10 protein-coding genes and 1 other RNA gene are annotated in these 14,714 nt (G+C 68.7%); 4 read left to right on the top strand and 7 right to left on the bottom strand.

Translation table 11 applies throughout. From position 1 onward, the window contains the following. Positions 1 to 55 precede the first annotated feature (55 nt). Positions 56 to 414, top strand: a transfer-messenger RNA (tmRNA) gene (gene ssrA, locus N7L95_RS06990). Between the two features lie 1,404 nt (positions 415 to 1,818). Beyond that, positions 1,819 to 3,000, top strand: a complete 1,182-nt coding sequence (locus tag N7L95_RS06985; RefSeq protein ID WP_301259103.1) for a PEP-CTERM sorting domain-containing protein — start codon at positions 1,819 to 1,821, stop codon at positions 2,998 to 3,000. A gap of 78 nt (positions 3,001 to 3,078) precedes the next feature. Here N7L95_RS06985 and N7L95_RS06980 read toward each other — a convergent pair whose 3' ends face one another. The 3 genes from N7L95_RS06980 to N7L95_RS06970 form a co-directional block, all read right to left on the bottom strand. Continuing rightward, entirely contained in the window at positions 3,079 to 3,456 is a 378-nt protein-coding gene (locus N7L95_RS06980) for a hypothetical protein (protein ID WP_301259102.1), read from the bottom strand. A 377-nt stretch (positions 3,457 to 3,833) separates the two neighbouring features. Next, the gene (locus N7L95_RS06975) at positions 3,834 to 4,874 is read right to left on the bottom strand and encodes a purine-nucleoside phosphorylase (protein WP_301259101.1); all 1,041 of its coding nucleotides are present in this window, start codon (positions 4,872 to 4,874) and stop codon (positions 3,834 to 3,836) included. Between the two features lie 130 nt (positions 4,875 to 5,004). After that, positions 5,005 to 5,190 carry a hypothetical protein gene (locus tag N7L95_RS06970; protein ID WP_301259100.1) on the bottom strand — a complete coding sequence of 62 codons (186 nt, stop codon included), beginning with the start codon at positions 5,188 to 5,190 and terminating at the stop codon, positions 5,005 to 5,007. Positions 5,191 to 5,607: 417 nt separating this feature from the next. On the opposite strand from N7L95_RS06970, the gene N7L95_RS06965 reads away from it, so the two are divergent. Next, complete coding sequence (locus N7L95_RS06965; protein WP_301259099.1) at positions 5,608 to 6,468, top strand: flagellin N-terminal helical domain-containing protein; 861 nt, start codon at positions 5,608 to 5,610, stop codon at positions 6,466 to 6,468. 139 nt (positions 6,469 to 6,607) lie between these two features. Here the strand turns inward: N7L95_RS06965 and N7L95_RS06960 are convergent, their stop codons facing one another. After that, positions 6,608 to 8,644, bottom strand: a complete 2,037-nt coding sequence (locus N7L95_RS06960; protein WP_301259098.1) for a M14 family metallopeptidase — start codon at positions 8,642 to 8,644, stop codon at positions 6,608 to 6,610. A 1,021-nt stretch (positions 8,645 to 9,665) separates the two neighbouring features. On the opposite strand from N7L95_RS06960, the gene N7L95_RS06955 reads away from it, so the two are divergent. Beyond that, a complete protein-coding gene (locus N7L95_RS06955; protein ID WP_301259097.1) occupies positions 9,666 to 10,682 on the top strand; it encodes a 1-aminocyclopropane-1-carboxylate deaminase in 1,017 nt (338 codons plus the stop codon). A gap of 25 nt (positions 10,683 to 10,707) precedes the next feature. On the opposite strand, the gene N7L95_RS06950 is transcribed toward N7L95_RS06955, so the two are convergent. From N7L95_RS06950 to fliR, 3 genes are read right to left on the bottom strand one after another with little or no spacing between them, the layout of a single operon-like run. After that, entirely contained in the window at positions 10,708 to 12,795 is a 2,088-nt protein-coding gene (locus N7L95_RS06950) for a flagellar biosynthesis protein FlhA (RefSeq protein ID WP_301259096.1), read from the bottom strand. Positions 12,796 to 12,808: 13 nt separating this feature from the next. Then, positions 12,809 to 13,933, bottom strand: coding sequence for an EscU/YscU/HrcU family type III secretion system export apparatus switch protein (locus N7L95_RS06945; protein WP_301259095.1), 1,125 nt, complete (start codon positions 13,931 to 13,933; stop codon positions 12,809 to 12,811). Further along, entirely contained in the window at positions 13,926 to 14,714 is a 789-nt protein-coding gene (fliR, locus tag N7L95_RS06940) for a flagellar biosynthetic protein FliR (protein WP_301259094.1), read from the bottom strand. Before fliR ends, N7L95_RS06945 begins: the two co-directional genes overlap by 8 nt.

The raw sequence follows: 14,714 nt of genomic DNA, 5'->3' as shown, positions 1-14,714 counted from the left end.
TTGTTGGGGGCCTCTTGAAAGGCGGACGGGCACCCTGATCTACAATACCGAATACGGGGCCGACCTGGTTTCGACGTGGGTGCGGAATCAGAGCGGTGCATGCCGAGCACCAGTAAGCTCGTAAATCCACTGGATCAAAGTAACTGCGAACGACGAACGTTTCGCCCTCGCCGCTTAACACCGGTGAGCCTCTCAACGGTTGGCCGATAGGCCGGGCCCGCAAGGGCTGAGAGGTCATTCATATCGGCTGGTCTTGAGCCGGGTCACTCGGTTCAAGACGAGATCAAGTGACTGGCGTTGTTGGTAGCGTGCTCCTGCGCGACCGCAACGTGAGATTCAAATCAGTGAGCTAAGCATGTAGATCTGCCTGAGGATGGCTTGCGGACGCGGGTTCAATTCCCGCCGGCTCCACCACCTGAGACGGCCAGCGCCTGTGACGACAGTCGTGGCGCTGGCCCGTCAACTTCCCTGAATTGGCGTTGAGCGGCATTTATTTGCCTCGCCTGGCGCCAGCACCTCCCTGTGCACCGGCTGTCGCTGCCCGCCCTCTGGCTTGGCCGACTCGAGAGCTTCAGCCGTGCTGTCGCCACGCCCTCCGTATCGCCGACGTGCGAGCACTGCCGAAGAGCAGAAGGAACCGCCGGGCGTCCCAGTCGCTGGTGCCCGCGCGGCTCGGCCGCCTTGGCCCGGGTGATGGCCGTGGCTCTCCGTGGTTCTCTGCGCGTCTTCGAGTAACGCTGCTGCGGCGGCTCGAAACGGGCCAGGCGGTGAGCGCTGCTCGAGGCGAGCGGCAGGCGTTCGCTTCCAGCATGCCTGTTGTGCGCCGGGGCCCGACGCCTGCTGCTCGCAAGCGACCCGTGCGCGCTGTCGCGGCTGCCGCTCCCAGGCGCAGGTCGGGGCTGCGTCGGAGGTCAGCCTCATCGCTGGCGGACCGACGGCCGATCGGCCACGCGATTCGCGGGCGCACACACGGCGCTCGCTCGCCGTTCTCTCCACGCTTTCGGGGGCGCCACGACGCCCGGTCCACGGCCGGCACGCTGGGCACATGCGGGCCGTGCCCGGCCGGCCGGCCCCTCAACGGTCCATCGGCCCGTGCCGGCGCAGTGGGCGAGAGTGGGCAGGGCTGACCTGAACGCGCTGCGAGCGGCTCGTGGCCTTCCCACCTGCTCTGCGTCTTCGCGCTGGGACCGCCCCCTCGGAGCGGCGGTCCCAAGGACGTCCGGCCGGTGGCATGCGGGCGTCTTCCCGTTGTGCCTAGCCCCTTGCTGCACAGGCGAGGCAGTGGGACGGCCGGCGGCGCTGCGCCACTTCTCCAGGCCCGGCGTTCCATCGTGGCAGGATGCAGCCTCGGCCGCGGGCGGAACGCGCCGTTTCCATTCGTCTCCATGCCCGCTCCCCGAATCGCCAGCTTGCCTCATCCTGACCCGGGCATGGCGGAATCGCCAGGCCCGGCTTGTCGCGACGAGCCGTGAGCCTTGCTTCTGTGCTGCGACCTTGCCTGTCCCGATCCCAACCTCATCCCAGGACGTGCTTGCCATGAAAGCTGACTTCCCCTCGATGTTCCTCATGCCTGCCGTGGCTGCCCACCGCTTGCTCGTGGCTGGCGGAGTGATGCGCTTCCACAAACGAGGCGGCGACAGGGCGGGCGCTGCGGCCCGATCGGCGAAGGCGGACAGGCGGCGGATCCGCCCCCATCGCTTGTGGCGAGCGGGCCGTGTCGTGATCGGGGTGGCGGCCTTGACGATCGCAACGCATGCAGCGGCCGAGATCCGCTAGCAGTTGTCCGCCGAATTGGGCTGGCAGACCGGCTGGATTCGAATGGACACCGGCAGCGATTGGCCCGAGCCACTGACGCATCTGCAAGTGCGGACTGCCGATGGACAGCAGCTCACCGACGTGCGGCCGACCGTCTTCACTGAAGAGGGCGCCGCCACGGGCATGGCGCAGGTGGCTGGTGACTACCGGGCGGTGGCCTGGTCGGCCTCCGGCGAGCCTCGGCTGCTCCCCCGCCCGCAGCTGCCGGGGGCGACGCCTGCCGTCCCATCCGGCATGAACCGGGCCGGCGACGCCATTGCCAATGTGACGATCCAGGCGGACGGCCTCGATGGTGGCGGCCGCGCGGTCTGGTGGTCAGGGGGCCGCGCCACTGTATTGGCGCCGTTGACCGAGCACGCAGGCGGTGAAGCCTACAGCTATGCCGCGGACGTCAACGATGCGGGGCAGGTGGTGGGGGGCTCGACCCTGCATGAGAACGGCGAGTATCGTGGCAGCCATGCGGTGATGTGGGACCGCGGCAAGCCGATCGACCTGGGTACCCTGCCTCCGCCCGCTTCGGGCATCGTGAGCTTCAGCGAAGCCACCAGGGTGAACAATGCCGGCCAGGTGGTGGGCAATGTCATGTTTGCGGATGCCGAGCAACACGGCGTCGGGGGCTGCGCCTTCGTCTGGTCCGACGGCCAGATGATGCGACTGACGGCGCCGGGGGAGGACAGGACCGCCAGCCACATCGTCGACCTGAACGAGGCAGGACAGGCCCTTTTCAATGCCGCCCATTACGTGGGCGAGGGCAACGATCAAACCACTGCCTATGTCTGGCAGGACGGGCAGCTGGTGCGCCTGACGGGCTTGCGGGAGGGCCCCGGCGGCTTCACATATGCGCGCGACCTCAACGAAGGCGGCGTTGTGGTGGCGAGTTCGAACGGTTCTGCAGCCGTTGCATTGGATGGCCAGCAGTTCATCGACCTGAACGACCTGGTCGATCCCGCCGCGCTGGGCGACTGGCACTTGGCGGACGCTGTGGCGATTCGCGAGGACGGCCGCATCCTGGTGGAGGCACTGCGAGGACAGCCGCATCTCGGCACCCTCGAGCGGGTTGCCTTCGTGCTGACGCCGGTGCCCGAGCCGGCCTCCGTCCTGCTGATGCTGGGCGGCCTGGCAGTCCTGGCCGGCGGTGCACGCCGACGCAGCGCCGCGCGTCGTGGCTCGTCCAAGGCAAGCTGATCCAACGGCCTTCGCGCAGGGCCGCGGCGGCCGCCTGGCGAGGGGCCACGTCACCGTTTGCAGCGAGGACTGCACGCCCTACACCGTCTGCCCTGGGAACGGGCCGTTGTCCGTCTGGATCGACATCACCTCCAGTTCTGCCGGCCAGCAGGCAAGATGGCCGCAACCACGCGACGACCGGGGGCGATGGACGATGCCGACGGCGGTGACGATGTGGCCGTGCCAGGCACGCAGTGCATGGCGGTCCGGCCCGGGACCTTCGCTGTGGAGCCGCAGCCAGAGGCTGGAGTCATGGACCAGCCGCGATGTCGGCTCCCGGCGGCGACGCTCCTTCTCGGGGACATGCCATAAGGCGACATGTTCGAACTCCACGCGCAGGAAACCGTGCACGGCCAGCATGCGGCCGCTCAGCTCGGACAGACGGTCCAGCACGTCGTTGACGGAACACAGGTTCATCGTCCAGGACTCCTCGGGTCTTCAGCGGCCCCCTGCAGGTGGTATGCGGCGACTGGCGGTCGGTGCCCCGCGCTGGATCGGGCTGCCCCATCGACTTGTCACCTGAAGGGCCGGGTGTCGTCACCGTCGCGCCTCGGCGGCATGCGCTGTCGCAGGCGGGCCGGGCCGGGCGGCTGCCCAGCATGAGGGCGCTCGGTGCGCTGCCGTCGCCCGATGCCGGGCGTCGCTGACCGAGGTGGCAAGCACCCGCGGCAGGCGCCATCAGGCGACGGGCAGCGCCGTGCTTCCGTTGGCGATGCCAGGATGAGGCGGGGCCGCAGGCCGGTCCAGCCGGCCGGGGTCGGTCCCGCGCCTCACCCGGGTCGGGGCGCAGCGGCTTATTGCGCCGGCACCCCGTCTTGCCACAGCGACCAGCGCTGCACGATGTCGCGCACGAGAGCGCCGCCCACCTTGGCCAGGTTGCGGGTGGCCGGCACGAAGCCGCCAGTGGTGCCGCCGCTGGACGCCATCAGCGAGGCATATGCGCTCTGGCCGGGATAGGGGCGGTCGAAGTTGGACGCGGTGCGCAGCACGGCCAGGCGCTTGAGGTCCAGCTTGCCGGCAGCGGCCGCACGGGCCAGGGCGTTGTAGGTCGCGTTGTCTTCCTGCTGCGTGGTGCAGTAGGTGGCCTGGCCGTCGCTGAGCAGGCGGGTCCAGTCGCGTGCATGCTGGCCCAGGCGGTGGCCGTGCCACCAGGTGTCGCCGGCCAGGGTGTCGCACTGCGTCACCCGCGGCGGCTGGTTGGCCGGAGCCCAGCGGTAGTTCTTGCGATAGGCACGCGCTTCGGCGCTGTCCTCGAGTGGCACGTCGCGGCTGAGGGCCAGGGCTTTCTGCAGCAGCGCTTCGTCGAGCTGGAAGGCTTCGGTCCGGTAGTCGAACTTCGGCTTCTCGCCAGGGCCCTTGGTCATGATGCCGAAGTAGCCGCTGTTCCAGTGGCGTGGCATCTCGCGCGCGTCGATCTCATGGGCAATGCCGACGTCCACCAGCCAGCGCGCCCAGGCGGCGGTGCCCAGCGTGCCGCGTGCCGGGTCGATGCCCGCAATGCCGGCGATCAGGAAATAGGTCTTGCGCAGGTCGAAGCGCGGATCCAGCGTCACGGCCAGCGTCGATGCGGCGGCGTTGGCATGGCCCATGCCGGTGGTCAGCAGGCAGACGCCGTCGTTGTTGCAACGGAGGTCCGGCGCATCCGGCGAAAGGCCGGGCACCCGCACCTTCTCGGTCAATGTGAAGGGGTCGATCCATGGTGCCGCTTCCGGCTCGAACATCGAAATGATCAACACCTTCAGCGGTCGCGGCGTCTCCGTGGCGTGGGCCGAGCCGGCCAGCGCCAGCAGACCGGTCGCCAGCAGGCGGACCAGCGTCTTTCCTTGCTTCTTCATCTTGACTTGACTCCGTATGGGCCGCGCCGCCCGGGCGGCGGCAGCGTGCCCGCGCAGCGTAGCCGAGCAGGGTGGGTCACTGCCGTGTCAAGTTGTCTATGTATCGGAGCGCACCTGCAACCGGCCTCTGTCAGCCGCCGGGCCGGCTGTGCCGCCGCGACAGCAGGGCCTCGGGTTCGGGCTGAGGCAGTTGCGGGACTTCTTCGTCCGGTGACATCTCGGGCGGGATGGGGTCTTCCACCGGCTGGCCCGGCAGCACCTTGGGCGAGACGGGTTCGTGCTTGGGCGTGGCAGTGGCGAGAAGCGGGGTGCTCATGGGAGGCTCCAGGGTAATGGGGGCGCTGCGCGGCCGGCTGCAGCGGCTCGGGCCATGCGGCCGGGTTGCAGCCGCCATGCAGCGTGATGAGCAATGGGGGTGCCACGCCTGTCCGGGCCGCAAGTGGCCCGGACAGGCGAGCGGCAAGCCCTGCGCTGCCTCCGCAGCGCGATCGACCTCGGGTTTGCCCGCGGTGGCGGGCCGCCGAAGCGCGGCGGCGGGGCCGGCAGGGAGACGACTTCGTGCTTCAGTTGTGCACTATTGCGCTCTCCGGTGGGCTGCTTGCGGCGACACCCGCATTTCGTAGCAAAGCGCGGGGCGGCTGTTTAAGTTCAGCGCGCAGGTAGCCGCCTTGTACAGGCAGAGGGGATGACAGTTGTAGCGCCCCCCGATGTACAAACCCTACCGGAGTTCCTCATGCTCAGCCTGCACACCAACGCCGCTGCCCTGTCCACCAAGTCGGCCCTCAGCCACACCCAGGGTGCCCTGTCGACCTCGATGACCCGCCTGGGCACCGGCTTCCGCATCAACTCGGCCATGGACGACGCTGCGGGCCTGCAGATCGCCACCCGCCTGAACGGCCAGACCCGCGGCATGGCCGTGGCGATGCGCAACACGCAGAACGGCATCTCCATGCTGCAGACCGCCGAAGGCGCCTTCAGCGAGATCACCAACATCCTGCTGCGCATGAAGGACCTGGCCACCGAAGGCGCCAACGGCTCGACCACCGCTGCCGACAAGACCGCGATGCAGGCCGAGTTCGACGCCCTGGGCCTGGAAGTCGCCAACATCATGACCAACACCACCTTCGGTGGCGAAGCCGTGATGAAGTCCGGCAGCGGCAAGCTGACCTCGGCCGTCAACTTCCAGATCGGCTCGGCCACCGCTGAAACGATGACGGTGGACGTGACCACCGGCCTGAGCGATGTCGAGACCGCCTTCGCGGCCGTCAGCGCCAACTACACGGCCGCTGCCACGGGCACCGAGCTGACCGGTGGCGGCGCCAACGCCATGATCGGCACCATCACCACCGCGCTGGACAAGGTCGGTGTCGTGCGTTCGGCCCTCGGCGCTGCGTCCAACCGCCTGAACCACGTGCACAACAACCTGTCGAACATGAGCACCAACGCCGAAGCCGCGCGTGGCCGCATCATGGACGTCGACTATGCGACCGAGACGGCCAACATGACCTCCAAGCAGATGCTGCTGCAGGCCAGCACCTCGATGCTGAAGCAAAGCAACAGCATGTCGCAGCTGGTCCTGTCGCTGATGCAATAAGCGTCGGGCACCCAGCCTGCGGCCGGCGGCAGTGCCTGATGGCACGGCCGCCACGCCAAGGAAAAAGGCCGGACGCGTGAGCGTCCGGCCTTTTGCATGGGTGCTGCGGCAACGCCCGTCACCGGGCGTCCGCCAAGCATCACTTCGCTGCGATGGCAGGAACCGGTGCCGTCAGCGTGATGCTCTGCTCGGCAGAGCAGAGGCTGGAACCACCCTGCTGGCACACCTTGTAGGTCCAGGTGCCCGGCAGGCGCAGCTCGGAATAGCTGCCGTCGTTGCCGGTCTGGCCCACCAGCGTGCCGTTGCGGTAGACCGACACGTTGCTGCCCACCGCGCCGCTGAAGCTGAGCGTCACGCGATGGCTGGTGCCGACGTTCGGCACGGCCCCCACCGACAGGTTGATGACCTGCGGCGTGCCGCCTTCCACGTCAACAAACACCGCCGAGACCGGCCCACGGTGGCCCGAGGCGTCGCGGCCCTGCAGGTAGACGATGTGCCGGCCGGCGCTCAGGTCACCGGTGGGCAGCACGCCGCGCACGGCTTCGGTCCGCTCGTCGTTGAAGCGGCCGTCCACCGCCTGCAGCGGCACCGCCACCGCGCCGGGCGCCCACGGCGGGGTACCGATGTAGGCATCGGCGCCGGTGATGTTCTGCGTCGGTTCCTCGCCGTTGGTGTTGTTGAAGCGCACGTCGGTGATGGTGGCGGTCACCTCCACCGTCTCGCCACGCGCAATGCGCTTGGCATGCGGCTCGCCACCCAGCAGCAGCTCGGTCACATCCGGCCCGGAGGGCAGCATGTAGGGCGCGCGCACCACCTTGGCGGCATACACCAGGGCCTTCATGTTGTCCGGCTTGATGGTGTTGTTGAAGTCGGCGCAGCTCTGGAAGAAGCTGGTGCCCAGCTCGAAGGTGAAGGCCGCCACGCCGAGCTCACCGTAGCTCGGGCCGTCGCTGGTGCCGTCGGTCGGGTACAGGCCGATGGACTGCGTGGGGGTGTAGCCGTTGAACCAGGCAAAGCGCCGGCCCAGCGTCTGCAGGTCGGACGCATTGCCCGAGGGCGCGGGCGTGTTGCCCCAGGGCCAGAGCACCAGCTGGCTGTAGCTGTGGATGTCGAGGTGGATGCCGCTGGTATCGCGCGGGGCGGCATCGTCCAGGCCGGGACCGCGACGGTCGGGCCACAGCGAGCGGATGTACTTCTCGACCGCCTTGATCTCGGGCTCCGAGGCCGGGCCGGTGCCGCGGTAGGTCTGGTCGCACTGGTCGCCGCTGGAGCCTTCGCCGCCGGTGGAGTTCCAGCTGAAGCTGAAGTTGCGGTTCAGGTCGGCACCGCGGTCGACGCTGGTGGCGCCGCAGTAGGCGGTGTTGGTGTTCTTGCGCCACAGCACGCCGCCTTCGGCCTTCTTGCGGCCGTCGGGGTTGGTGTGCAGCAGCAGGTGCACCTCGGTGTTGTCCATGATCCAGGTGGCGTCGGCATTGCGGCCGTAGTACTCCACCAGCCAGCGTGCGAAGTGCAGCACCAGCGGCGAGGTGGCGTACTCGCGGGCGTGGATCGCGGCGTTGATGAAGAGCTTGGGCTTGCTGCCGCCGACCGCGCTGTTGGTGAGCTTGAGCACCCGCATGTCGAAGCCGCCAAGGCCCTTGGTCTTCTCCCAGGAGTCGCCGATGTCGACCCAGCTGGCCAGCTTGGGCCGCAGCTTGATCAGGCCGTCGCCGATGCTGAAGGTTTCCTCGACGGTGGGGTAGCAGGCGAAGCCGGGGATGGCCTGGATGCCGGCATCGGCAGCCATGGCCGACATGCCGCTCTTCAGCCGTGCGGCGGCCGCGGCCTGGATGGCGTTGACGAACTCATCGCGCTTGGCCACGAACTCGGGTGCGGCCTCGATGCGGAAGCCGAAGCGCTGCAGCTTGGCGATTTCCGCGCCGTTGAGTTCCAGCACCAGGAAGCCCTGCTCGTAGTTCGATTCCAGCAGGTTGGCGTGGAAGCTGATGGCCGCCTTGCGGCCGGTCTTCGCGTCCGGGAACCAGGCCTTGTAGATCTGCACCCGCTGCTTCTCCTGCGCCCGCAGCTGGTTCAGGTCATGGCCATGGTCGGCGCCTGCCACGGCGCCAGCGGAAGCGACCGCCAGGCCGATGGCCGCCAGCGCGGCACCGAGTGAGGTGTGAATGAGCTTTTTCATGTGTCCCCTTAGGTTGGTGCCCGTCCGCCCGAGTGGAGTGGAGAGGAAGGCGGCAGGCCCCGGCTTGTGCCCGGGGCCCGGACCAGGCAGGGCGCATTCTGAAAGTCTCAAGGACAAGACGATGTATCGCCCCCGGATGTCATCGGTCGATACAAGGTGCATCGAATTGCGGCGGTATGCTTCCGCACCCTCGGAAATGGCAACCTGTAGTCATTGACAGGCCATTAACGCCTCATTGGCGGTTCATTTCCGGCCGCCTGCTGTTCACAGTGACAGCCGGGCGGTCGCCAGCACGGCCTGGGACACTGAAGGTGAGGGTGTCGCGCGGGCCAGGCAGGCCGCGCGCTTGCTCGGCCTGCGCCGGTTCAAGCTGTCGCTGTTGCAGGGGCCGCAGCGGCAAGTCGTCGAACTGGCCGGTGCCGACGTGGCGCTTCATGTAGCCAGAGAGCTTGACCGCCGCTTGATCGTGGGCGGCGAAGCACGCCGGGTCCCAAGGTCAGCACCAAGCCGGGCATCGACCGCATGACGCCATCGGGCGCGGATTGGGCTGTGGCAATGCCGAAGCTGATTTCCGGCCGCTTCAGTCACTCTCCCCGGCCACAGGCCCGCCGGCAGGCTGCCGCGCTGCAGTGCAGCCTGGCCGGAAGCGCGACCCCGAAACCCGCCCCCGTGACGAAACGCGCCATGGTGGCGCCTCCCTGCGCTGGCGATGGCGCCATTCGCTGCGAGACGTGCGGAAGGCATTGCCGGTGCGTTCGAGGGACGCTGGCCGTGTGGTGGCCCTAGCGAGGAAGGCAGAGAAACGTCTCCTGCACGGGCGCCCGTGGCGGGAAACAACCATGCAGCGGTGGTGCAGGTGGCCTTTGCCCAGGTCCGCGCGACCTCCGGTATCGCGACCCCGGGCCGTGCGCCTCTGCCTACGATGGCCAGGCAAGCCGCCGCGCGCTGTGAGGTGCGGCGAAGTCCCCCGGCCGGCTGCGGCCCCGCTTGCGGCTGCCTGGCCACGACTGCTGGAGTGCGCATGAAGCTGACCCGATTCCCCCGTCATCCGCTGACCTTCGGACCCACGCCCATCCACCCGCTGAAACGCCTGAGCGCCCACCTGGGCGGCCAGGTGGAGCTGTTCGCCAAGCGCGACGACTGCAACAGCGGGCTGGCCTTCGGCGGCAACAAGACGCGCAAGCTCGAATACCTGGTCCCCGAGGCAGTGGCGCAGGGCTGCGACACGCTGGTCTCGATCGGCGGCATCCAGTCCAACCAGACGCGGCAGGTGGCGGCGGTGGCCGCCCACCTGGGCATGAAATGCGTGCTGGTGCAGGAGCACTGGGTGGACCATGTCGATGCGGTCTACGACCGGGTCGGCAACATCGAGATGTCGCGCATCCTTGGCGCCGACGTGCGGCTGGACAGCGCCGGCTTCGACATCGGTATCCGGCCCAGCTGGCAGCAGGCGCTCCAGGAGGTGCGGCAGGCGGGCGGCCGGCCGTTTGCCATTCCGGCCGGCTGCTCGGAGCATCCTCTGGGCGGGCTCGGCTACGTGGGCTTTGCGGAGGAGCTGCGGCAACAGGAAGCCGCGCAGGGCTGGCGCTTCGACTACATCGTGGTCTGCTCGGTGACGGGCAGCACGCAGGCGGGCATGGTGGTGGGCTTCGCGGCCGACGGCCGCGCGCAGCGCGTCATCGGCATCGATGCCTCGGCCAAGCCCGAGGCCACCCACGCCCAGATCGTGCGCATCGCGCGGCACACGGCGGCGCTGGTGGAGCTGGGCCGCGAGATCGAGGCCGCGGACGTGGTGCTCGACACCCGCTACGGCGGCCCGGCCTACGGCCTGCCGAGCGAAGGGACGCTGGAGGCGATCCGCCTGTGTGCGCGGCAGGAGGGCATGCTGACCGACCCCGTCTACGAGGGCAAGTCGATGCAGGGGCTCATCGACAAGGTGCGTCGCGGCGAGTTCCCGGCCGGCTCACGGGTGCTGTACGTCCACCTCGGCGGGGTGCCGGCGCTGAATGCCTACAGCTTCCTGTTCCGCAACGGGTGAGCCGGGCCCGGCATCGGCCCCGGCCTCAGCCCAGCGTGCCGACGATGCTGATCTCGCGGCGCTCGGGGATCTCGTTGTACGAGAGCACGCTCATGCCCGGCGCGAACAGGCGGGCATAGCGGGCCAGCAGCGGGCGGATCTGCGGCATCACCAGCAACAGGGGCGGCAGCGACTGCTGCTTCATCTGTTCGCAGGCCGCCGGCAGGTTGAGCTGCAGTTGCGACAGCAGCTGCGGGTCCACCGGGTAGTTGTCGAGTGCCACCTTGCCGGCCTGGCGGGCCTGGTTCAGGGAGCCCAGCAGCATGTTCTCCAGCTCGGCGCTCAGGCTGAAGACCTTCATCTCCGGCGCGCGGCCGCACAGCTGCGAGACGATCTCGCGGCGCAGGGTGCAGCGTACTTCCGCGGCCAGCAGGATCGGGTCCTTGGTGGTTTCCGCGCTGTCCAGCAGCGTGGTGGCAATCGGCACGATGTCCTTCAGCGGCACGTTCTCGGCCAGCAGCGCGCGGAACACCTTCAGCAGCTGGCTGTGGGTGAGCACCTTCTCCAGCGCCGCCGCCAGCTTGGGGGCCAGGGCGGTCAGCCGCTCCAGCAGCGCCGGCACGTCCTCGTGGCGCAGCAGCTCGGGCAGGTGCTCGCGGATGACCTTGGACAGGTGGGTGGCGATGACGCTCTGCGGTTCCACCACTTGGTAGCCCAGGCCCAGGGCGTGCGCCTTGTCCTGCGGCGCGATCCAGGTCACCGGCAGGCCGTAGGCCGGCTCGATGCCGGGGATGCCGTCGAGCTGACCCCACACCTGGGGCGAGGGCAGGGCCATCAGGCGGTCGGCATGCACCTCGGCCTCGGCGATGATGCTGCCGCCCATCAGCACGGCGTATTGCGACGGCTTGAGGGTCAGGTCGTCACGCAGGCCGATGACCGGCAGCACCAGGCCGAGGGATTCGCTCATGGTCTGGCGCAGGCCCTGCACCCGCTTGCTCAGCGGGGCGCCCTGGGCCGGATCGATCAAGCCCACCAGCTTGTAGCCGACCGACAGCGACAGCGGCTCCACCACCGGCAGGCTCTTCCAGTCCAGCTCGGGGACCCACTCGGTAAGCACGGCGGCCTGCACCGCGGACAGCTCCTCGCTGGCCGGCTGCACCGGCCGTTGCGACATGCGCCAGCCGACGAAGGCCAGCACCACCGCGAAGCACAGGAAGGTCAGCCACGGCATGCCCGGGATGGCGGCCAGCGCCATCATCAGGCCGGCGGCGCTGTAGAGCACGCTGGGCGAGGCCAGCAGCTGGGTGGCCACCTGCTGCTCGAAGTTGCCCGAGTCACTGACGCGGGTGACGATGACCGCGGCCGCCGCCGACAGCAGCAGTGCGGGGATCTGGGCCACCAGGCCGTCGCCGATGGTCAGCAGCGCGTACTGCCGGAAGGCGTCGGCGAAGGACAGGTCGTGCATCAGCGCGCCGATGGCGACACCGCCGACCATGTTGATCACCAGGATCAGGATGCCGGCGATCGCGTCGCCCCGCACGAACTTGGAGGCGCCGTCCATCGCGCCGTAGAAGTCGGCCTCGGCCGCCACCTCGCGGCGCCGCGACTGGGCCTTCTCCTGGTTGATGAGGCCGGCGTTCAGGTCGGCATCGATGGCCATCTGCTTGCCGGGCAGCGCGTCCAGCGTGAAGCGGGCCGACACCTCCGAGATGCGCTCGGCGCCCTTCGTCACGACGACGAAGTTGATGATCATCAGGATCACGAAGACCACCAGGCCGACGACGAAATTGCCGCCGATCACCACATGGCCGAAGGCTTCAATGACGCGGCCGGCCACGTCGGTGCCCTCGTGCCCCTTGAGCAGCACCACCCGCGTCGAGGCGACGTTCAGGAACAGCCGCATCAGCGTGGTGGTGAGGATCACCGTCGGGAAGATCGAGAAGTCCAGCGGCCGCTTGCTGCTCACCGCCACCAGGATGACGATCAGCGCCAGCACGATGTTGAAGGTGAACAGCACGTCCAGCACCACGCCTGGCAGCGGCAGGATCACCATGCCGAGCAGGGCGAACAGGAACAGCGGGATCGCGAAGCGGTGGCGGCGCAACTCGGCCACGGCCTGGGTCAGGTAGTTCATGGTCTTCTGGCGTTCAGGTCAGGTGCGGTGGAACGTCGAGGTCGGTGCTGAGCTGCGGCGCGCTCTTGCGCCGCCCGCCGCGGAAGGCCTGCAGCTGCAGCACGTAGCCCAGCACATGGGCGACGGCCTTGTAGAGCGAGGCGGGGATCTGCTGGTGCACCTGGCTGGTGTTGTAGATGGCACGTGCCAGCGGCGGCAGGCTCACCACCTCCACGCCATGCTCGGCGGCGACCGCGCGGATGTAGAGGGCCATCTCGTCCACCCCCTTGGCCACCACGAAGGGGGCCTGGGCGCGGTCCTCGTCGTACTTCAGGGCGACCGCGTAGTGCTCGGGGTTGACGATCACCACGTCGGCGCCGGGCACGGTCTTGCGCACGCTGCGTCGGGCGATCTGCTGCTGCAGCTGGCGGATCCGCTGGCGCACCTCGGGCCGGCCTTCGCTGGTCTTGTGCTCTTCCTTCAGCTCGCGCTTGCTCATGCGCAGGCCCTGCAGGAAGAAGAAGCGCTGCAGCGGCAGGTCCAGCAGCGCAAAGCCGGCATACACCACGCAAAGCGCCATCACGCCGTCCAGTGCCAGGCCCATGGCATGCTGTAGCGCCTGCGGCAGCGGCATGGCGGCGGCGCGCAGGTGCTCGCCCAGCATGGAGGTCGAGACGTGGTACAGCACCGCGATCATCAGCGCTGCCTTCAGCAGCGAGATGCCGAAGTCGCTCCAGTGCTTGCCGCTGACGAGGCGGCCCAGGTTCTTGGCCGGGCTCAGGCGCTCCAGCTTGGGACCCATGTTGGCGGTGCTCAGCACCCAGCCGCCCGGAAACAGCGAGGCTGCGAGCACCGTGGCCGGCACCGCGAGCAGCGGCAGCACCATCTTCACCAGCAGCAGCAGGGTGGTGGTGAAGGCGGTGGACCAGGCGTTGTCCAGCGTGCCGTCGCCCGAGAGCTGCGCGAAACCGTGGGTGAAGAGCAGGCGGAAGTCATCCAGCCAGCCGGGCAGCATCAGCACCGTCAGCTTGAGCGCGATGAGGATGCCGACCACCGTGGGCACATCGCGCGAGCGAGCCACCTGGCCCTGCTCGCGCGACTTGCGCAGCTTCTGTGGCGAGGGCTTTTCGGTCTTGTCGTCGGTGGATGCGTCAGCCATGCACGCCTCCTGCCTGCAGGCTCTGGTGCAGCATCTGCAGCACCCGCTGCGTCATGCGCACGTAGTGCTCGGGAATGAAGCGGACCATCTGCGACAGCACCAGCAGGCCGAACAGCGTCACCACCGAAAAGCCGAGCGAATAGAGGTTGAGCGAGGGCGCCACCCGGTTCAGGAAGCCGAAGCCCAGCTGCACCACCAGGCTCGAGAAGATGACCGGCACCGCCAGCAGCATGGCGGCCGAGAACACCCAGGCCACGTTGAGCGCCAGGCCCTGCAGCGTGGCCAGGGGAATGCCGGCGGCACCCACCGGCCAGGCCTTGAAGCTGGCGCCCAGCACGCCGGTGAGCACCAGGTGGCCGTCGATCGAGAAGAAGACCAGGATGCACAGCATGTAGAGCAGGCTGGACACTACGTCCGAGGAGCTGCCGTTCATCGGGTCGTTCATCAAGGCCATCGACAGGCCCATCTGCGACGACACCATGTAGCCCAGCACCGTGATCGCCGACATGGTGAGGTGAAAGGCGAGCCCCAGGCCAAAGCCGATCAACGCCTGCTCGACGGTGGCCACCACGCCGTGCAGCGAGAAGGCGTCGATGGCGGAGGCTGGCTGGGCAGCGGGCAGCAGCACCACCGCGAGCGCCAGCGACAGCAGCACGCGCGGCGCCACCGGCACCATCGCCTCGCCCACCACCGGCGCGGCCGACAGCATGGCCATGGTGCGGCAGAAGGGCCACCACAAGGCGCTCAGCAGCGCCACCAGCTGGCCGAACATCAGCTCCAT

This window comes from Eleftheria terrae, assembly GCF_030419005.1.
Taxonomy (GTDB): Bacteria; Pseudomonadota; Gammaproteobacteria; order Burkholderiales; family Burkholderiaceae_C; genus Caldimonas; species Caldimonas terrae.
Note: the sequence above shows the minus strand (reverse complement) of the source record. Positions and strands in the feature narration are given on the sequence as shown.